The organism is Pseudomonas arsenicoxydans (genome assembly GCF_900103875.1).
Classification (GTDB): domain Bacteria; phylum Pseudomonadota; class Gammaproteobacteria; order Pseudomonadales; family Pseudomonadaceae; genus Aquipseudomonas; species Aquipseudomonas arsenicoxydans.
In genome coordinates this window covers 1,847,997-1,867,788 of the sequence record NZ_LT629705.1, presented here as the reverse complement: position 1 = coordinate 1,867,788, position 19,792 = coordinate 1,847,997, and the positions used below count along the sequence as shown (strand labels likewise).

Here is a 19,792-nt window from a genome sequence, read left to right as displayed (position 1 = left end):
GTCTTAAACCTTCATTCCACGCTTATTCCATTCCCCCAAAGTATTAACATTGAGGAGCGCCAACATGCGTCCAAAACCGCCACATCGATTAAAACCAGACGGAGTCAACTTATCACCTGACTCGCTGGAGCCACCCAGATTGCCCGGAAACGAAACGCCCACGAGGCAACATTCAAACATCGTCAACTCACCTGACTTTCATCTTCAAGGTCGACAGCCATTCCTGCCAGATGAAAGTAATCTCAGCGCAGCAACCAGTGTCGAAGGTGTATCGACATCCCAGTCGGGAGTGGAGATCTCGGATACTCCAGGGTTTGGACCCGGTGAACAGGCGGCCCAGTACGGCCTGGAGACGTATCTGCTACGACCCGCACTGTTAAGCGGCATGCAACCCGCCGATGCTCAGGGTTTGCGGTGGATGAAAGGCCGCAAGTTTGTTGATGTCGAAAATAAGGGAACCGTGCATGTGGAATTCGACATCGTCACCGGAACCTACCGTGCGACTGATCTCTACCGCAAACTCCCTTCCGGTCCCGCGCTGTACAAAAATGAGGGAGCGCTGACCTGGCGTCAAAAAGAAGCGATTCCCGAAGGCAGTCCTGATCGACATCAACGTCCAATTGGAGAGACGCAACCCGGACACAGCAGGCAGCGCTCGGACTCTCTGGAGCAGGAGTCACTCGCCTCCCAACCCAGTACAAAGAAAACAGAGTCTGGCCTGACCGCTCAGTCGAACACACCTGATACCGTCGACTCTATCGATGCGGGAAATGCGTTAATCGATGGACCATTGAAATGGCTATACCCGGGCAAGACGAGGAGCGAACATTTTGAATTGCTTGAATCGTACAATTTAAGCAGTGGCCAACTTAAACGTTTACTTCGAGACATTAACGAAACCCGCACTTTTCCTGCGTGGGCGGAAACTCATAAGCTCTTATCTTCACAAGCGGACAATTCTCAAAGATTCGACCTCATTGCTGTAGAGGTTGCACTGGTCACCCCCCAACTAAGACGTCGACCGCAACGCGATTACTCTCCACACGACTTATATTGCTCCAGTGAGTTTCTCGAGCATTTTTCCGCGTCGATCGGTTATCAACGCAACAAACACGGTCTTTTATACCGTACCGATATTCCCGCCATGTTCAGGGGCGATGATCGAACGCCGTTCGAACTGGCAAGGGATCGGCGAATGATCGCGCGCGAAGGGCTTCCCGAAACGGTCACACAACGAGCACAAAGCGCTACTTTTCTCCTGTCGGATGCGAAGGAATATGCAAGCAACCTGGGTGGGCACGCGAAAAACGACAAGCTGCGATACAACGCACAGGCCAATCTGTTTCCTGGGGTGCGAAAGTATCCAAAAGGCAGGAATGATGATGATTCTGACGAGGACTACCGTAACGAGTCGTCGAATTCGGATTCCGACAGCTCATTTACGCTTGATAAGTCGCGAGACTATGAACCCACCCGATACAGGCAACGTGTTGGATTTATCTACATGATCGACACCCGAGGTATTGAGGTAGTGCCGGGGCGGGAAAACCTCTATCTCAATAGTGATGGCTCGGCAAGCTTCCAGCCTGACGCGCTGGAAGGCGTTATCTCAATATCGAAAAGGGGATTGAGTTCCGACCGGGTATGGCTGGTCAATTCCGATCTGACACATGCCGCTCCCGTCAACGCTGTTTACGAGCAGGCAGGCAACTACGCTGACGCCATAGAACATGCAACCTGGACCGGTACTTATAACCGGGATCGTTATGATCAGTTGGTTGATCAAGTCGTCGACAAAGGCATGGGGATCAAACTCCCGGAACACCAGGCGATATCTTCCGACGATATTGTTTGGCCGACCGTAGAACCCACTTCGTAAGCCATTTGCTACATAAACCCTATAAAACTTCTTTGCTTAAACGGATTTGAGCACCTCTACCATGCCTATAAAACCGCCTACAAAGTTTCCTGCTACTGACGTCCCTACAATCAACGTCAATCCGCCGCGCTTAGGGCCAGACGCCCTACTTCCGCCATCTGCATTGCCAGGCAGCTCCGTTTTTCGTCAGGGGCAAACGTCCCATCCGGTGAGGCCTGAACACGGGAGCGGCACCACTGTCGGAATAACCCTCGACAGAGGGGTCCCCGTGCCTACGAAACTGGACATTACGCAAATCCCTGCAAGACAACTTTTACAACCCTCGGCAGACTCGAGTCTGGCCCCCTATCTATTGCGCCCCGCAATGCTGCGGACCATGCCGCTGCCTGACGAGCACGGGTTTCGGACAATCGTCGCACGTAAATTTGTGGACGTTAAAAACGAAGGAACCGTCTATGTGGAATTCGATGACGCTATCGGGACTTATCGCGCGACAGACCTTTACAAAAAGCAGCCGCAAGGACCCGCGCTTTACAAAAACGATGGGGAAGCCACCTGGAGTCAGCGGCCTGAGGCGAGAGAAACTGTCACGCTGAAACGCCCCCTGCCCGATGAGTCAGTGCTTGAAACGACCCTCCCCGACAAACATCCAAGAGTCCAGTCTCCAGGTCCGCAACGGAGCGTTGAGGACACCCCGGCAAGCCCTCGCCCGGGCAGTACGCAACCGAGTCAGACCCCACGGGCTCAATTGATCGACGGTCCGCTCCAGTCGCTCTATCCAGACAAAACAGCCAGCGAACTGGAAACACTTCTAAGGTCTTACAATTTATCCCCGGGACAGCAAACGCGTCTGCACAAGGACATGTTGGAAAATCTCACGATTCCCGAATGGGCTGAACAGCATAAGCAGATGAGCAGGGATACGGGCAATCCTCGTCGACACGACCTGCTGTACAGCGAAATAGAGCCAAACCTACGTCACCTGAGGAACGGAACAGCAACTACCGGCCTGTATGAGCTGCATCTCAGTTTGACCCACGAGTTTCTCGATAGCTTTCTGGTAAAGGCTGGCTACTCGCGAAACAGAAACAACTGCCTGTACCGGACCGATATCCCTGCTGTATTCAGGGGGGATGAACGCACGCCATTTGAATTGGCCAATGATGGCTGGATGCTGCCCCGCTACAACCACAAACCCTATGCAACCACCCAAAAAGCCATGAGCGTCACAGTGAGTTTGAAGGCCGCAAAAATGTATGGCGGGGACGAGCCGGACCCTGAGTATCTGCTTTACAACAGTCAAACCAATAAATACCCGGGCAAGCAACCCAATGATGCCAGCGACGACTCCGACGCCTCCGATGTTTCCGATGTTTCCGATGTTTCCACTACCACTAACTCGCAAATCGCCAGCAGCGGCTCAGAATCGGACAGTTCGCTGCAACTCGACCTGGAGCGCAACTACGAAACGACCAGGCACAAACAACAAATCCAGTTTGTTTATGCAATCGACAGCCGAAACATGGAACTCGTACTGGGCGAAGAAAACCATGCGTTCAACCGCGCTGCCAACGGCCCGAACTGGTTCCCCGATGATGATCTGGAAGCACTGCTTTCAGTCTCGAGACGAGGCATCAGCGCCGATCGGATCTGGGTATTTGATTCCAGCCATCAAAAAGCGGTGCGAGTCAAAGATCTCCAGGATCACGTCGACGACACCGATGACGCCTACGCCAGAAAAGTAGAAGAACGAACACATTCCGGTGCCGACAACAAAGATGAGTATGACCGGCTGATTGCCGGAGTTGCAGCGGCCGGCAAACCGGTCCTTTTGCTCAGTAGCGACAAGGACTGGTTTGGCAACGATATTGTCTGGCCTTCACTGTCGGAAAATCAGCACTAACGCGGCGCTCGAATTGCCCCCGCAATCAATCACCTGAAATCAGGCGAACAACTCACCCTGCAACTCATCGAGCAGCGCCTGGATCGCATCCAGTCGCTGCTGCGGATCATCGAGTTGCAGCAGATCGATCTTGTCCACTTCGGCAAACGGCAGCAGATACGCCAGTTGATTGGCCAGCGACTGTTGTCCGGTCGCTTCAGTGCCCATGTTCAGCGCCTCGACCATCGGGTGTTCGGCCAGAGCCTTGAGCAGCGCCACCAGGTCGGCATCTTCGTCCTGCAATGGTTGCTCAGGCTCATCTTCCAGCCACTCGACGTCAGCGACGGTCAAATGATCGCGCTGCACCTCGGAGCGCAAAACGTGAAAACGCCGTCCGCCCTGCACCCGGATACCCAGCAGGCCATTGTCCTGCTGCTTGAAATCGGTGATCAGCGCTTCGCACCCCACCAACGCGTAACCCGCCGGCGCAATGCCGACTTCTTCGCCGTCGAGGATGCACACCACACCAAAGCCACTGCCCTGTTTCATGCAGCGACTGATCATGTCCAGGTAGCGCGCCTCGAAGATCTGCAAGTCGAGGATGCAGCCAGGAAACAACACCGTGTTCAGCGGAAAAAGCGGCAAGCTCATAGACAATTCCTTACACCACCATCGACACCGCCAACGGCAGGAACACCGCCGTGGCCACGCCCATCAGACTCATCGCCAGCGCCGCGAAGGCGCCGCACTCTTCACTTTCCTGCAAGGCCACTGAAGTGCCGACGGCGTGGGCGGTCATGCCCAGCGCCATGCCGCGCGCTTCAGGGCTGTGCACCCCGAGCCGGGTCAACAGGCTCGGCCCGAAGATCGCACCGATCACGCCGGTGATCAACACGAACACTGCCGCCAGCGCCGCGACGCCACCGATCTGCTCGGCCACCAACATCGCAATGGGCGAGGTCACTGACTTGGGCGCCATGGTCATGAGGATCATGTGTTCGGCGCCAAACCACCAGCCCAGCAACACGCCCATGCCCGTGGCGACCACGCCGCCTATCACCAGCGTAGTAAATATCGGCCAGAACAACTGCCGAATCCGCCGCAGATTAAGGTAAAGCGGCACCGCCAGCGCCACCGTCGCCGGCCCGAGCAGGATACTGAGGATCTCGGTGCTCTTGCGGTATTCAACGAAGGTGATGCCAGACACCGTCAGCACGCCAATCACCAACAGCATGGACACCAGCACCGGCTGCAGAAAGATCCAGCGGGTTTTCTCGAACGCCGCCAGCACCAGCTGATAGGCGCCCAACGTAATGCCAATGCCGAACAACGGGTGATGAATCACCGAGTCCAGCGCGCCGTGCCAATCGAGGATCATGAATGATCTCCGCGACGGGCATGACGCTTGACCATGCGCTGCATCAGCACCCCGGCAAACGCCATGGACAGCACCAGCGACAACACCAGCGCACCGACGATGGCCCAGAAGTCCGCGGCGATGTCCTTGGCGTACACCATGACGCCCACGGCAGGCGGCACCAGCAGCAACGGCAGATAGCGCAGCAGACTGCTGGCCGCCAGGTTCAAAGGCTCGCCGACTTGCCCGCGTGAAATCAGGTACACCAGCAACAGCAGCAGGCCGACAATCGGCCCGGGCAGCACCGGTAAAAACAAATGATTGAGGGCGGTGCCCAGCAATTGGAACAGCACCAGCCACGTCAGGCCACGTAACAACATCCAGCTTCTCCCCCACGCTCTCCCCACAAAAAAGGGGCCGGGCATTATAAGCACGTCAACGCTATGGATCGGCATTCGCCAAAAGCATGGTCAGTTGACCGGAGCAAATTGCCATGTTGATCTAAAGTGGTTCGCAGGGAGGTCAAATCCCCCACTCGAAAAACTATAAATCCGATGAAACACAAGGAGAGTCTCAATGCCCTATGTTCCCGTTGCAGAGCTCAAAGATTATGTCGGCAAGGAACTTGGACGTTCCGAATGGCTCACCATCGATCAGGAGCGCATCAACCTGTTCGCAGAAGCCACAGGCGATTATCAGTTTATCCACGTCGACCCGGTCAAAGCCGCGCAAACACCATTTGGCAGCACGATCGCCCATGGATTCCTGTCGCTGTCGCTGATGCCGAAACTGATGGAAGACATCCTGGTCCTGCCTGAAGGGGTCAAGATGGTGGTCAACTATGGGCTGGACAGCGTACGTTTCATCCAGCCGGTGAAGGTCAACTCCAGGGTTCGGCTCAAAGTCGACATGAACGAGGTCACCGAAAAGAAACCCGGCCAATGGCTGCTCAAAGCCACCGCCACACTTGAGATCGAAGGATCGGACAAACCGGCGTACATTGCCGAGCCGCTGTCCCTCTGTTTCGTCTGATATATGCCTGATTGCGAAACAGCTGACGCTGTTTCGCGCCGCGTCCCTATATATACGACACATAGCTGCGGCATACTCGGTCGCCTAATTGCCCGGATCCCGCTATGCGCTCACTCGCCCTCCTCACTTTGACCCTGTTGCTTACCGCTTGCGGCGATGGCGAATCGCTGTTGCCCCCTGATGCCCGCTTGCCGGACGGTGGGCGTTATCGCGGTGATCTGGTCAATGGCCTGCTGCAAGGCCAGGGCCGCGTCGATTACCCGAACGGCAGCTGGTATGCCGGCGAGTTCGACAAGGGCCAATGGCATGGCCAAGGCGAATGGCATGGCAGCAACGGCGAGGTCTATCGCGGACAATTCAACCAAGGGTTGTTCGACGGCCAAGGCACGCTGACCACCAACGGCAGCAGCTACACCGGGGGATTCAAGCTCGGGCGCCGCGACGGTGAAGGTACGCTCAAAGAAAACGGCATGACCTACCGCGGTGAATTCAAGGCTGATCAGTATTCAGGGCTCGGTCGTCTCGAACTCGAAGACGGCAGCTCCTACCAGGGCCAATTCGCCAACGGCAAACCCAATGGTGAAGGCCAGCGCGGCGATGCCAGCGGCAATCAGTTCACCGGGCACTTCGTCAACGGGCAACTGGAAGGCAACGGCACTTTCAACAGTGCTGACGGCGACATTTACGTCGGCGGTTTCAAGAACAATCAACTGAACGGCAAGGGCCGCTACGAAAATGCCGACGGCGATGTCTGGCTGGGGCAGTTCAAAGAAGGCTCGCTGAACGGCAAGGGCGAGTTGATTGGCGCCGATGCCAGTCATTACGTCGGTCAGTTCAGCGACTGGCGCTTCAGCGGCCAAGGCCGTTTGAACCTGCCCGACGGCAGCTTCTACATCGGTCAGTTCGACGCAGACGCCTATTCGGGTCGCGGCACGCTGGTGCTGACGGACGGCACGGTACAAAGCGGTACGTGGGTCAATGGTCAGCGTGTGCGCGATGCCGATGGCAAATTGTTGCCCGATAGCCTGGAACTCGGTTTGCTGGCTCAGGGTCGCCTGCTCGACGACGCACTGAACAACGTGCCAGCCTCGACGCCAGCGGTCGAGCTGTACACCCTGACCGTGGGCGGTGACGGCAAGCAGAGCGTGTTCCTGCGCGAGTCCGATTACGTCAGCAACATGCTCAATAGCCGCTTCGGCGCCTTCGGCCAGATCCGCCTGGTCAACCATCGCGATCACCTCGTAGACCGGCCGATGGCCACCCGGGAAAACCTGCGCCGCGCCGCACTGACCCTCGCCGAACGCAGCGGCCCGGAAGATTTGATCTTCATCTACCTGACCAGCCACGGCACCAGCGAACATGAACTGGTACTCGACCAGCCGCGTATGGAGCTGGCCGATTTGCCAGCCGACGAACTGGCCGCGGTGCTCGCCCCCTTGAAGAATCGCGACAAGATCATCGTTATTTCAGCCTGCTACTCCGGCGGTTTCCTCCCCGCACTCAAGGACGAACGCACGATGATCATGACCGCATCGAGGGCCGACCGTGTGTCCTTCGGCTGCTCGGAAGAAGCCAACTTCACCTACTTTGGCGATGCGCTGTTCGCCCAGGCGCTGAACCAGACCGACGACCTAGAGCAAGCCTTCAAACTGGCCAAGGCCACGGTGGCGGAGCGTGAGCTGGCCGACAGCTTCGAAGCCTCTGAACCGCAGATCTGGGCACCGAAAACCGTTCTCTCCCACTGGCAGCTTTTGCGCAAGCAGCAGGCACGAAAAGCTCTGCAAAGTGTCTCTATAAGCAGCAAGGATGCAAACAGCAACTAAGCTGAACAGTATCAAGGGGGAAACACTATGTACTTGACGCCTCAGCATGTATTGCTTGCCGGTGCTACCGGGCTGACCGGTGAACATTTGCTTGATCGTTTGCTCAATGAGCCAACGATTTCAAGGGTACTGGCCCCCTCACGCCGGCCACTGGCCGAGCATCCCCATCTGGAAAACCCGGTCGGCGACCCGGCGGTGTTTTTGCCGCAACTCAACGGCCGCGTCGACATCGCCTACTGCTGCCTTGGCACCACGATCAAGCAGGCCGGTTCCGAACAAGCCTTTCGCGCGGTCGATCTGGACATGGTGGTGGCGTTCGCCAAGCGTGCGCGGGAAATGGGCGCACGGCACCTGATCGTAATCAGTGCCCTGGGGGCCGATCGCAGGTCGCCTGTTTTCTACAATCGGGTCAAAGGCGAAATGGAACACGCATTGATCGCACAGAATTGGCCGCAGCTGACCATTTGCCGACCTTCATTACTGCTGGGCGATCGCCTGGAACCGCGTATGGCGGAGCAAATCGCCGGACCGTTGTCGCGACTGATCCCCGGCAAATACCGCGGCATCGAGGCCTGCCAATTGGCGCGGGCGATGTGGCGACTGGCGCTGGAGGAGCAGGATGGAGTGCGGATTGTCGAGTCGGATGAGTTGCGCAAACTAGGTAAGTAGAGCCCTCACCTACATCCCGCCAGTCGCCTGGAAGCTGACACCGATCACCGTGAGCACCGACAACGGCAGCAGCAGCGTATCGAGCAATGCGCTGGCCGGCAGGTCGACACCGGGATAGCTTGGCGCTTCGGCGCCAAAGCGGTCCTTCGCGCAGCAACCGCCGTTCATCGCATACAAATCCAGACGCGTCCCCGAGTACACCACGGGCGCCCCGGGTTTGGCGGCATCAAGGGTGCGCGCCGTGGCGCAACCTGTCAGTTGCAACGCCAGCACCATGATCAGCAGTTTATTCATCGCTGCTCAAATGGTGTTCGCCCCAGCGCGGCAGCATGTCTTGCGGGATATTCAACAGGTTGAGAATCCTCGCCACCACAAAGTCGATCAAGTCATCGATGGTCTGCGGCTGATGATAGAAGCCTGGCGATGCCGGCAAAATCGTCACGCCCATGTTCGACAACTTGAGCATGTGCTCCAGATGAATGCTCGAATACGGTGCCTCACGCGGCACCAGAATCAGCTGGCGACGCTCTTTCAACGTGACGTCGGCAGCTCGCTCGATCAAGTTGTTGCAGGCGCCGGTCGCAATCGCCGACAGCGTCCCGGTCGAGCATGGCACCACCACCATCGCCGCTGGCGCACCGGAGCCTGAGGCCACCGGCGACATCCAGTCTTCTTTGCCATACACCTTGATTTGCCCGGCGGCGGCGCCGGTGTATTCGGTCAGGAAAGCCTGCATCGTCTGCGGTTTGGCGGGCAGGATGACGTCGGTTTCGGTGGCCATCACCAGTTGCGCAGCCTTGGAGATCAGGAAATGCACCTCGCGGTCTTCGCGGATCAGGCAGTCGAGCAGGCGTAAACCGTACTGGGCGCCCGAAGCGCCCGTCATCGCCAGTGTGATGCGTTCCGGGCCGCTGTTCATTTGAGCGCCTCGGCCAGCTTGCCGTGCAGGCCGCCGAAGCCGCCGTTGCTCATGATGACCACGTGGGTGCCAGGTTGGGCCTGGGACTTCACGCGCTCGATGATGCCTTCCAGCGAATCACTGACAATCGATGGCACGGTGCACAACGCAGCGGTCGCGCCCAAGTCCCAGCCGAGGTTGGCCGGGGCGTACCAGATCACCTGATCGGCATCGACCACGCTTTCCGGCAAGCCATCGCGGTGCGCGCCAAGCTTCATGGAATTGGAGCGAGGCTCAATGATCGCAATCAATGGCGCATCACCGATGCGCTTGCGCAGCCCGTCGAGGGTCGTGGCGATGGCCGTCGGGTGGTGAGCGAAGTCGTCGTAGATGGTGATGCCACGGACTTCGGCGACTTTCTCCATCCGCCGCTTCACGCTTTTGAAGGCGCTCAATGCAGCAATGCCCATCGACGGCACGACGCCGACGTGGCGAGCCGCCGCCAGCGTAGCCAAGGCATTGGCGACGTTGTGCTGGCCGGTCATGTCCCACTCGACCACGCCTTGAGCAACGCCTTCGAACATCACCTCAAACTTCGAGCCATCTTCGCTGAGCAGCTTGACCTGCCACTGACCGCCGGCCCCGGTGGTTTGCACCGGTGTCCAGCAGCCCATCTCGATGACGCGCTGCAAGGCAGGTTCCGTCGTCGGGTGGATCACCAGGCCTTCACTCGGGATGGTCCGCACCAAATGGTGAAACTGGCGCTCGATGGCCGGCAGATCGGGGAAGATGTCGGCATGATCGTATTCGAGGTTGTTCAGGATCGCCGTGCGTGGGCGGTAGTGAACAAATTTCGAGCGCTTGTCGAAAAACGCGCTGTCGTACTCGTCGGCTTCGATGACGAAGAACGGCGTCTCGCCCAAGCGGGCCGACACCGAGAAATTCTGCGGCACGCCGCCAATCAGGAAGCCCGGGCTCATGCCCGCGTGCTCCAGGACCCAGGCGAGCATGCTGCTGGTGGTGGTTTTGCCATGGGTGCCGGCGACGGCCAGGACCCAGCGACCTTGCAGCACGTGATCCGCCAGCCATTGCGGGCCGGAGACGTAAGGCAGGCCTTTGTTCAACACGTATTCCACGGCCGGGTTGCCGCGGGACATGGCGTTGCCGATCACCACCAGATCCGGGGCCGGATCGAGTTGAGCGGGATCGTAGCCTTGGGTCAACTCAATGCCCTGCGCTTCAAGCTGAGTGCTCATCGGCGGGTAGACGTTGGCATCGGAGCCCGTCACATGATGACCCAGTTCTTTAGCCAGAACCGCCATCGAACCCATGAAAGTGCCGCAGATACCAAGAATATGAATGTGCATTAGTCGACCTCGTAAAACATGGCCGCAGGTTAGCGTAGGGAGGGGGAAATCGCACCTTGTGTTTCGGTCTCACTGACGCCATCGTCGGAATGCCGCCCAGACCAAGCCCGCTCCCACAGGGTCCAACGGCGCTCGGACAATGGAGCTCACACCGCAACTCATGTGGGAGCGGGCTTGCCCGCGATTGGCCGCAACGCGGGTTTACCTGGCGATGCCGTGTTTGCGCAATTTTCGATAAAGCGTATTGCGGCTGACGCCGAGCTGTTCAGCTGTATTGGTCATATGCCAACGCGTCTGCTCCAGCGCATTGAGTAAGGCCAATCGCTCGGCGTCATCCAGAGGATGCTCGGACGGCTCTTCAACGGCCACAACCGGTAACGGCCGAACCTGGCGAATCATCGCCGGCAAATCCTCCAGCCCGATCCGCCCACCATCACACAGTGCCGCCAAGGTGCGCAGCACATTGCGTAATTGCCGCACGTTGCCCGGCCATGCGAAGCCCAGCAACGCCTGCCGTGCCGGCTCATCGATCACCACCGTCTCACCGCCCGCCTCTTCAGCCAGCAAAAAGTCGAGCAATTGCGATTTATCACTGCGATCGCGCAACGCCGGCAACGCCACCTCCAGCCCATTGAGCCGGTAATACAGATCCTCACGGAAACTGCCGTCCTGTACGCGCTCCAGCAAATTACGGTGCGTGGCGCTGATGATCCGCACATTGACCGGCTCCGGCTCGCCACCGATCGGCACCACCTGACGATCTTCCAGCACTCTCAATAGCCGGGTCTGCAAAGCCAACGGCATGTCGCCAATTTCATCAAGGAACAAGGTCCCGCCATCGGCCTGCTGCAACTTGCCGCGCATGCCTTCCTTGCGCGCGCCGGTGAAGCTACCGCCGCGATAGCCGAACAGTTCGCTCTCGATCAGGCTTTCGGGAATGGCCGCGCAGTTGAGAGCGACGAAGGCTTTTTCGGCCCGTTGACTGGCCTGGTGCACGGCTTTGGCGAATGCCTCTTTGCCGGAACCGGTTTCGCCGTTGATCAACAGCGGCACGTCCCGCTCGAACACGCGCAGGGACTTGCGGAAATCTTCCTGTAACGCGATATCGCCAATACAAATGCCCGACAGGCGCGGCTGCTCGGCAATCACCGGACGTTGCACCACCGGCACCGGAATGCTGCGTGGCTGCCCGCGCAACAGCGCAAACAGACTCCGCCCGTCCCGGGTGCGCAGCGGCCAACTGGCACTGGCGTTCACACTCGCGCGGCCGAGCAATTCATCCAGCGAGCAATCGAAAAACGCCTCGACCGGCTGCCCCAACAATCCGCAGCGACCATGCCCCAGCAGGTTCAGGGCACTTTGATTGACGGCACTGATCCGCCCTTCCCCGTCAAACGCCAGCAACCCTTCGCTGAACAGCCCGACGGACTCGGCCTGCAAGTGAAAACGCAACAGCCATTGATTGTCGAAGTAGCGCAGGAAATAGCAGCTCTCGATCATCTTCGCCGACAGATTGACCAGCGCCATGGTGTGAAACTGGCTCTGACGCGAAACCTCGTGACGCGCCGAAGACACGTCGAGCACCGCCAGCAGTTCACCGTGCGGGTCGAACACCGGGCTCGCCGAGCAGGTCAGGCCGGTGTGGCGACCGCGAAAGTGTTCGTCCTGGTGAATGGTCAGCGACTGCCGTTCCACCAGGCAGGTGCCGATGCCGTTGGTGCCTTCGCAGGCTTCGCTCCAGTCAGCGCCGAGCCAGAGCCCGGCACGCTCGAAAATCTTGCGCTCGGCGGGCGCGGTGACGCAATTGAGGATCACGCCACGGGCGTCGGTCAGCAGCACCGCGTGGCCGGCGCCGGAAAGTTGCTGATGCAGGCTGGTCATTTCGTTGCCGGCGATGTGCAGCACTTGCTGCAAGCGCTCGCGGCTTTCCAGTACGCGGCCGTGCTCCAGCACCGTCGGCGCCATGGTCAAAGCGGGGTCGAGGTGATAGTCCTCAAGACACCGCAGCCAGGAACGGGCTATCGACGGATCGCTGCCCGGGCCGTGCAGGTGGGATTTGCCCTGAGTGACGGTCAGGACCTGCTGGGCATGGCGACTCAAATGGTTGTCGTGCATTTTCTTATTGTTCTCCCCGAGCGGTTTTCACCGCCCCCGTAGGAGCTGTCGAGTGCAACGAGGCTGCGATCTTTTGATCTTGCTCCTGAAAAACAACATCAAAGATCGCAGCCTCGTTGCACTCGACAGCTCCTAAAAGGGTTATGCGGCTGTAGCGAGCATCCTCCAGCCTAGCCGGCATTGCAATGGTGGCAAGACCGCCCGGTCACAGGTTGTGCCACAAGCGGTACAAAGTGTCACGGCGACTGTACCAAAAGCGTCACAGCGGCGTTCCGCCCGTCCGACAAAAACAGCGCAAGGCCTTGATTTACCTGACCTGCAAGGCAGTGGCCCGACCTTTGCTCTACGCTTATAGCAAGCGCACATGCGCTCTCTCTTATAAGTACAAAAGCCAAGGAGAAATCACTATGCGTTACGCTCACCCCGGTACTGAAGGCGCTATCGTTTCGTTCAAGAGCAAGTACGGTAACTACATCGGCGGCGAGTTCGTCGCGCCTGTCAAAGGTCAGTACTTCACCAATACCTCGCCAGTAAATGGCCAACCGATTGCCGAATTTCCGCGTTCCACGGCCGAAGACATCGACAAAGCCCTGGACGCCGCCCACGCCGCTGCCGATGCCTGGGGCGCCACGTCCGTCCAGGCGCGCTCGCTGGTGCTGCTGAAAATCGCCGACCGCATCGAACAGAACCTGGAACTGCTGGCAATCACCGAATCCTGGGACAACGGCAAAGCCGTGCGTGAAACGCTCAATGCTGACATCCCGCTGGCCGCGGACCATTTCCGCTACTTCGCCGGTTGCATCCGTGCCCAGGAAGGCAGCGCCGCCGAGATCGACGGCAACACCGTGGCTTATCACATCCATGAACCGCTGGGCGTGGTCGGGCAGATCATCCCGTGGAACTTCCCGATCCTGATGGCTGCCTGGAAACTCGCCCCGGCCCTGGCCGCCGGTAACTGCGTGGTGCTCAAGCCTGCCGAGCAAACGCCACTGGGCATTACCGTGCTGATGGAGCTGATCGGCGACCTGCTGCCGCCGGGCGTACTGAACGTCGTGCAAGGCTTCGGCAAAGAAGCTGGCGAAGCGCTCGCCACCAGCAAACGCATCGCCAAGATCGCGTTCACTGGCTCGACCCCGGTCGGCTCGCACATCATGAAATGCGCGGCTGAAAACATCATTCCGTCCACCGTGGAGCTGGGTGGCAAATCGCCGAACATCTTCTTCGAAGACATCATGCAGGCCGAACCGACCTTCATCGAAAAAGCTGCTGAAGGCCTGGTGCTGGCGTTCTTCAACCAGGGCGAAGTCTGCACCTGCCCGTCCCGTGCATTGGTGCAAGAGTCGATCTACGACGACTTCATGAAAGTCGTGATGAAGAAAGTGCTGTCGATCAAACGTGGCGACCCGCTGGACACCGACACCATGGTCGGCGCCCAGGCGTCCGAGCAGCAATTCGACAAAATTCTTTCGTACCTGGAAATCGCCAAGGGCGAAGGCGCCGAGCTGCTGACCGGCGGCAAGATAGAAAAACTCGAGGGCAACCTGGCGACCGGGTATTACATCCAGCCGACCTTGCTCAAGGGCACCAACAAAATGCGCGTATTCCAGGAAGAAATCTTTGGCCCGGTGGTGAGCATCACCACGTTCAAGGACGAAGCCGAAGCCCTGGCCATCGCCAACGACACCGAGTTCGGCCTGGGCGCCGGCCTCTGGACCCGCGACATCAACCGCGCCTACCGCATGGGCCGCGCCATCAAGGCCGGTCGTGTGTGGACCAACTGCTATCACCTGTACCCGGCGCATGCCGCGTTCGGTGGCTACAAAAAGTCCGGCGTCGGACGTGAAACCCACAAAATGATGCTCGATCACTATCAGCAGACCAAAAACCTGCTGGTGAGCTACGACATCAATCCGCTGGGCTTCTTCTAAAACCGGGGGCGATACAGGTATTCCTGTGTCGCCCTTCAGAATGCCATCGCGGGCAAGCCCGCTCCCATAGAGATTTGTGGTTATCCCCAAAATATTGGTTTACCCCAATACCCTGTGGGAGCGGGCTTGCTCGCGATGGCGCCCTTAACGACAACATCAGAACATCGCCCTGCCCCACTGGCACGGGCCTTGCGTGCCCGCTCCACACCCAAACGTCGTACCCGAAAGTCCAAAAGATCAAACAATAAAAAATACAGCGAGGACTTATGACTTCTTCCACACAGCTCAAACCCACACTCGGCACCCTGCATTTATGGGGCATTGCCGTCGGCCTGGTGATTTCCGGCGAGTATTTCGGCTGGAGTTACGGCTGGGGCACCGCAGGCACCCTGGGCTTTCTCGTCACCGCCCTGATGGTGGCGACGATGTACACCTGCTTCATCTTCAGTTTCACCGAATTGACCACCGCCATTCCCCACGCAGGCGGGCCGTTTGCCTATAGCCGGCGGGCCTTTGGCGAGAAAGGCGGATTGATCGCCGGCATCGCCACCCTGATCGAGTTCGTCTTTGCGCCCCCGGCGATTGCCATGGCCATTGGCGCCTATCTGAACGTGCAGTACCCGGAACTGGACCCGAAGATCGCCGCCGTTGGCGCCTATTTCGTCTTCATGACCCTCAATATTCTCGGCGTCAGCATCGCGGCCACCTTCGAACTGGTGGTCACCGTACTGGCGGTCGCCGAGCTGCTGGTGTTCATGGGCGTCGTCGCACCCGGTTTCAGCTTCAGTAACTTCGTGCTCAACGGCTGGTCGGGCTCCAACGAATTCACCATGGCTTCGATCCCCGGCATCTTTGCGGCGATCCCCTTTGCCATCTGGTTTTTCCTCGCCATTGAAGGCGCGGCCATGGCGGCCGAAGAAGCCAAGGACCCGAAACGCACGATTCCCAAGGCCTATGTCAGCGGCATTCTGACCCTGGTATTCCTGGCCATCGGCGTGATGGTGATGGCCGGCGGCGTCGGCGACTGGCGCCAACTGTCGAACATCAACGATCCGCTGCCGCAAGCGATGAAAGCCGTGGTCGGCAACAATTCGAGCTGGATGCACATGCTGGTCTGGATCGGCCTGTTCGGTCTGGTGGCGAGTTTCCACGGAATCATCCTCGGCTACTCGCGGCAGTTCTTTGCCCTGGCCCGGGCCGGTTACCTGCCCCCTTCGCTGGCCAAGCTTTCGCGCTTCCAGACGCCGCACCGGGCCATTCTGGCCGGCGGCGTGATTGGTATCGCGGCGATCTACAGCGACGGCCTGGTCAACCTGCAAGGCATGACCCTGACCGCTGCGATGATCACCATGTCGGTGTTCGGCGCCATCGTGATGTACATCATCAGTATGCTGAGCCTGTTCAAACTGCGTAAAACCGAGCCGAACCTGGAACGCTCCTTCCGCGCACCGGGCTATCCGATTGTTCCGGGGATTGCGCTGTTTCTGGCAGTGGTGTGTCTGGTGGCGATGGCCTGGTTCAACACGCTGATCGGTTGTGTGTTCCTCGGTTTCATGGCGGCCGGATACTTGTATTTCCAATTGACCGCCAAGCAACGTTTCGATGCCCCGGCGGATGCGATGCTCGAAAACGTCTGAGTTGCACCGGCGCCGGGCCAATCTCCCGGCGCCTGCATTATTGAAGTGCACACCACGTCTGTAGGAGCTGTCGAGTGCAACGAGGCTGCGATCTTGAAAGGCAAGATCAAAGGATCGCAGCCTTGTTGCACTCGACAGCTCCTACAGTGATTCATGATTCGGAGGACACCGTTCCATGGCCACATTTGCCCATTCAGTCGGCGCCCAGACCTATCGCTTTGCCAGTCTCAAGGACGTCATGGCCAAGGCCAGCCCGGCGCGTTCCGGAGACTTCCTGGCCGGCGTCGCGGCCCTCAACGATGGCGAGCGAGTGGCCGCGCAGATGGCCCTGGCCGATATCCCGCTGTCGCACTTCCTGGAGGAAATGCTGGTTCCTTACGAGGCCGATGAAGTCACCCGGCTGATCATCGATACCCACGACACACAAGCTTTTTCAGCCGTCAGCCACCTCACTGTCGGCGGTTTTCGCGACTGGCTGCTGAGTGACGCGGCTGACGAACAGAGCCTGCGCGCCCTCGCCCCCGGCCTGACCCCGGAAATGGCTGCCGCCGTGTCGAAGATCATGCGCGTGCAGGATCTGGTGCTGGTGGCGCAGAAAATCCGTGTCGTGACGAAATTTCGCGGCACGATGGGCCTGCGTGGACGCTTATCCACCCGCCTGCAACCCAATCACCCTACCGATGAGCCGGCCGGCATCGCGGCGAGCATTCTCGATGGCCTACTGTACGGCAACGGCGATGCGATGATCGGCATCAACCCGGCCACCGACAGCATCGCCTCGATCTGCGCCATGCTGGAAATGCTCGACGCGATCATCCAGCGCTACGAGATTCCGACCCAGGCCTGCGTGCTGACCCACGTCACCACCTCCATCGAGGCGATCAATCGCGGCGTTCCGCTGGACCTGGTGTTTCAGTCGATTGCCGGTACTGAAGCGGCCAATGCCAGTTTCGGCATCAACCTGAATGTCCTGCAGGAAGGTTACGACGCCGGCCTGAGCCTGAATCGCGGAACGCTGGGCCGCAACCTGATGTATTTCGAGACTGGCCAGGGCAGTGCCCTGTCAGCCAACGCCCACCACGGCATGGATCAACAGACCTGCGAAACCCGCGCCTACGCCGTGGCACGCCATTTCAAGCCGTTCCTGGTCAATACGGTTGTAGGATTCATTGGCCCGGAATACCTCTACAACGGCAAACAGATCATTCGCGCCGGCCTCGAAGACCACTTCTGCGGCAAGCTGCTGGGCGTACCGATGGGCTGTGACATTTGCTACACCAACCACGCCGAAGCCGACCAGGACGACATGGACACCCTGCTGACCCTGCTGGGCGTGGCCGGGATCAACTTCATCATGGGCATCCCCGGCTCCGACGACATCATGCTCAACTACCAGACCACCTCGTTCCACGACGCCCTGTATGCCCGCCAGACGCTGGGGCTGAAACCGGCGCCGGAGTTCGAACAGTGGCTGGCGAAAATGGGCATCCTCACCCAGGCGGATGGCAAGATTCACTTTGGTGACAGGCTTCCGCCGGCTTTCCGCCAAGCGATGGCGCAACTGGGATGAGTGTTGAAATGGATAAACCGCCTGTAGATGCAGAAAATCCGCTGCTGGAATTACGTCGACTGACGCCGGCACGCATTGCCTTGGGCCGCACCGGCACCAGCATGCCGACCAGCGCGCAACTGGATTTCCAGTACGCCCACGCCCAGGCCCGGGATGCGGTGCATTTGCCGTTCGATCATGCGGGCCTCAGCGCGCAATTGGCTGAATGCGGGCGTGACAGTCTGTTGCTGCACAGCGCCGCCGCCAATCGGGACAGTTACTTGCAACGCCCCGATCTGGGGCGAAAGTTGAGCGATGAGTCGGCGCAGACCTTGCGCGATTACGCCTTGGCCCATCCTGGCGGCGTGGATCTGGCGATTGTCGTGGCTGATGGACTGTCGGCGCTGGCTGTTCATCGTCATACGCTGCCGTTTCTGACGCGAATGGAAGAACAGATCAAGGCTGAAGGCTGGTCGGTAACGCCCGCCATTCTTGTATCGCAGGGCCGGGTCGCCGTGGCTGACGAGATTGGCGAGCTGTTGGGCGCAAAAATGGTGGTCATCCTGATTGGCGAGCGTCCGGGCCTCAGTTCGCCAGACAGCCTGGGTTTATATTTCACCTACGGTCCCAAGGTCGGGCTGACGGACGCCTACCGCAATTGCATCTCCAATGTTCGACTTGAGGGCCTGAGTTACGGCATGGCGGCACACCGTTTGCTGTACCTGATGCGTGAGGCTTGCCGGCGCCAACTGTCGGGCGTCAACTTGAAGGACGAAGCGCAGATTCACACGCTGGAGTCGGACGCAGGTGCGGACATGAAAGGTAATTTCCTGCTCAGTCCACCAGATGCCTGAACCGTTTCCGCATTGCGTTTGTGCTTTGACTTCAGGCAGGATCGATGCACGGCTGCCCGAGTGAAGAACCGTTCGCCGTCAGAGCACGTGATGACAGCCACTTGAAGACGAGACCTATCGATGCGGATTATTCAAGCGACCCTCGAACACCTGGACCTGCTGACCCCGTTGTTCGTCAAATATCGCGAGTTTTATGGCGCCCTGGCGTATCCGGACTCGTCCCGGGCGTTTCTTGAGAAGCGTCTGCGACGCAAGGAATCAGTGATCTACCTGGCACTGGCCGATTCCGACGACAAACTGATGGGTTTCTGTCAGTTGTATCCGAGCTTTTCGTCCCTTTCGCTTAAACGCGTGTGGATCCTCAACGACATCTACGTCGCCGAAGACGCCCGTCGCCAACTGGTGGCCGACAACCTCATCCGCACCGCGAAGAAAATGGCCAAGGAAACCAATGCTGTGCGCATGCGTGTTTCCACCAGCAGCAACAATGAAGTGGCGCAGAAAACCTACGAATCCATCGGATTCAAGGAAGACACCGAATTCAAGAACTACGTGTTGCCGATCAGCGACGAGCTTTAAGGTCGCCCCAGTGTGGCGACGGGCCTGCCCCACTCGCCACAGGGTTGGTGTGCAGCCTGTCGGACGTCGGACATTCCTCGCTACAAACTCGACAGGTTTTTCACGAATCAGATCGTATAATGCCGACCTTTCCGGCTTGTACGAAAAACTACACTCGTCTGTAGGCTTTCGCGAAGTCATCCGCACAGGCCTGCTGAGTCGGGCCATCACGACAGGTGCCCGT

17 protein-coding genes are annotated in these 19,792 nt (G+C 58.8%); 10 read left to right on the top strand and 7 right to left on the bottom strand.

Going from position 1 to position 19,792, the window contains the following annotated elements:
- The first annotated feature begins 64 nt into the window (after positions 1-64).
- Together BLQ41_RS08540 and BLQ41_RS30445 are read left to right on the top strand one after the other, a co-directional pair.
- The gene (locus BLQ41_RS08540; RefSeq protein ID WP_157695004.1) at positions 65-1,879 is read left to right on the top strand and encodes a hypothetical protein; all 1,815 of its coding nucleotides are present in this window, start codon (positions 65-67) and stop codon (positions 1,877-1,879) included.
- A gap of 376 nt (positions 1,880-2,255) precedes the next feature.
- Entirely contained in the window at positions 2,256-3,782 is a 1,527-nt protein-coding gene (locus BLQ41_RS30445) for a hypothetical protein (RefSeq protein WP_157695003.1), read from the top strand.
- Positions 3,783-3,821: 39 nt separating this feature from the next.
- Here BLQ41_RS30445 and BLQ41_RS08530 read toward each other — a convergent pair whose 3' ends face one another.
- From BLQ41_RS08530 to BLQ41_RS08520, 3 genes are read right to left on the bottom strand one after another with little or no spacing between them, the layout of a single operon-like run.
- Positions 3,822-4,412, bottom strand: a complete 591-nt coding sequence (locus tag BLQ41_RS08530; RefSeq protein WP_090179434.1) for an LON peptidase substrate-binding domain-containing protein — start codon at positions 4,410-4,412, stop codon at positions 3,822-3,824.
- A 10-nt stretch (positions 4,413-4,422) separates the two neighbouring features.
- Positions 4,423-5,139, bottom strand: coding sequence for an LrgB family protein (locus tag BLQ41_RS08525; protein WP_090179432.1), 717 nt, complete (start codon positions 5,137-5,139; stop codon positions 4,423-4,425).
- Positions 5,136-5,498 carry a CidA/LrgA family protein gene (locus BLQ41_RS08520; protein ID WP_090179429.1) on the bottom strand — a complete coding sequence of 121 codons (363 nt, stop codon included), beginning with the start codon at positions 5,496-5,498 and terminating at the stop codon, positions 5,136-5,138. Before BLQ41_RS08520 ends, BLQ41_RS08525 begins: the two co-directional genes overlap by 4 nt.
- Before the next feature lie 196 nt (positions 5,499-5,694).
- Between BLQ41_RS08520 and BLQ41_RS08515 the strand changes: the two genes are divergently transcribed.
- From BLQ41_RS08515 to BLQ41_RS08505, 3 genes are all read left to right on the top strand, one after another.
- A complete protein-coding gene (locus BLQ41_RS08515; RefSeq protein ID WP_090179426.1) occupies positions 5,695-6,150 on the top strand; it encodes a MaoC family dehydratase in 456 nt (151 codons plus the stop codon).
- Positions 6,151-6,254: 104 nt separating this feature from the next.
- Complete coding sequence (locus BLQ41_RS08510; protein ID WP_090179423.1) at positions 6,255-7,973, top strand: C13 family peptidase; 1,719 nt, start codon at positions 6,255-6,257, stop codon at positions 7,971-7,973.
- Between the two features lie 27 nt (positions 7,974-8,000).
- Entirely contained in the window at positions 8,001-8,642 is a 642-nt protein-coding gene (locus BLQ41_RS08505; protein WP_090179420.1) for an oxidoreductase, read from the top strand.
- A 9-nt stretch (positions 8,643-8,651) separates the two neighbouring features.
- Here the strand turns inward: BLQ41_RS08505 and BLQ41_RS08500 are convergent, their stop codons facing one another.
- The 4 genes from BLQ41_RS08500 to BLQ41_RS08485 form a co-directional block, all read right to left on the bottom strand.
- Positions 8,652-8,936, bottom strand: coding sequence for a YceK/YidQ family lipoprotein (locus tag BLQ41_RS08500; RefSeq protein ID WP_090179416.1), 285 nt, complete (start codon positions 8,934-8,936; stop codon positions 8,652-8,654).
- Positions 8,929-9,561 (bottom strand): flavin prenyltransferase UbiX, encoded by a 633-nt coding sequence (ubiX, locus tag BLQ41_RS08495; RefSeq protein ID WP_090179414.1) that lies wholly within the window; start codon positions 9,559-9,561, stop codon positions 8,929-8,931. Before ubiX ends, BLQ41_RS08500 begins: the two co-directional genes overlap by 8 nt.
- Complete coding sequence (gene mpl, locus BLQ41_RS08490; RefSeq protein ID WP_090179411.1) at positions 9,558-10,907, bottom strand: UDP-N-acetylmuramate:L-alanyl-gamma-D-glutamyl-meso-diaminopimelate ligase; 1,350 nt, start codon at positions 10,905-10,907, stop codon at positions 9,558-9,560. The genes ubiX and mpl overlap by 4 nt, the downstream gene beginning before the upstream one ends.
- 201 nt (positions 10,908-11,108) lie before the next feature.
- The gene (locus BLQ41_RS08485; RefSeq protein WP_090179410.1) at positions 11,109-13,022 is read right to left on the bottom strand and encodes a sigma-54-dependent Fis family transcriptional regulator; all 1,914 of its coding nucleotides are present in this window, start codon (positions 13,020-13,022) and stop codon (positions 11,109-11,111) included.
- Positions 13,023-13,429: 407 nt separating this feature from the next.
- Here BLQ41_RS08485 and exaC point away from each other — a divergent pair, with 407 nt between their 5' ends.
- The 5 genes from exaC to BLQ41_RS08460 all read left to right on the top strand — a co-directional run bounded on the left by exaC (position 13,430) and on the right by BLQ41_RS08460 (position 19,569).
- On the top strand, positions 13,430-14,950 hold the full coding sequence (exaC, locus tag BLQ41_RS08480; protein ID WP_090179407.1) for an acetaldehyde dehydrogenase ExaC: 1,521 nt from the start codon (positions 13,430-13,432) through the stop codon (positions 14,948-14,950).
- A gap of 266 nt (positions 14,951-15,216) precedes the next feature.
- On the top strand, positions 15,217-16,587 hold the full coding sequence (eat, locus tag BLQ41_RS08475) for an ethanolamine permease (protein ID WP_090179404.1): 1,371 nt from the start codon (positions 15,217-15,219) through the stop codon (positions 16,585-16,587).
- A 175-nt stretch (positions 16,588-16,762) separates the two neighbouring features.
- Positions 16,763-18,157 carry an ethanolamine ammonia-lyase subunit EutB gene (locus BLQ41_RS08470; RefSeq protein ID WP_090179401.1) on the top strand — a complete coding sequence of 465 codons (1,395 nt, stop codon included), beginning with the start codon at positions 16,763-16,765 and terminating at the stop codon, positions 18,155-18,157.
- An 8-nt stretch (positions 18,158-18,165) separates the two neighbouring features.
- Positions 18,166-18,990 carry an ethanolamine ammonia-lyase subunit EutC gene (gene eutC, locus BLQ41_RS08465; protein ID WP_197678919.1) on the top strand — a complete coding sequence of 275 codons (825 nt, stop codon included), beginning with the start codon at positions 18,166-18,168 and terminating at the stop codon, positions 18,988-18,990.
- A 120-nt stretch (positions 18,991-19,110) separates the two neighbouring features.
- On the top strand, positions 19,111-19,569 hold the full coding sequence (locus BLQ41_RS08460) for a GNAT family N-acetyltransferase (RefSeq protein ID WP_090179395.1): 459 nt from the start codon (positions 19,111-19,113) through the stop codon (positions 19,567-19,569).
- The last annotated feature ends 223 nt before the right edge of the window (positions 19,570-19,792 follow it).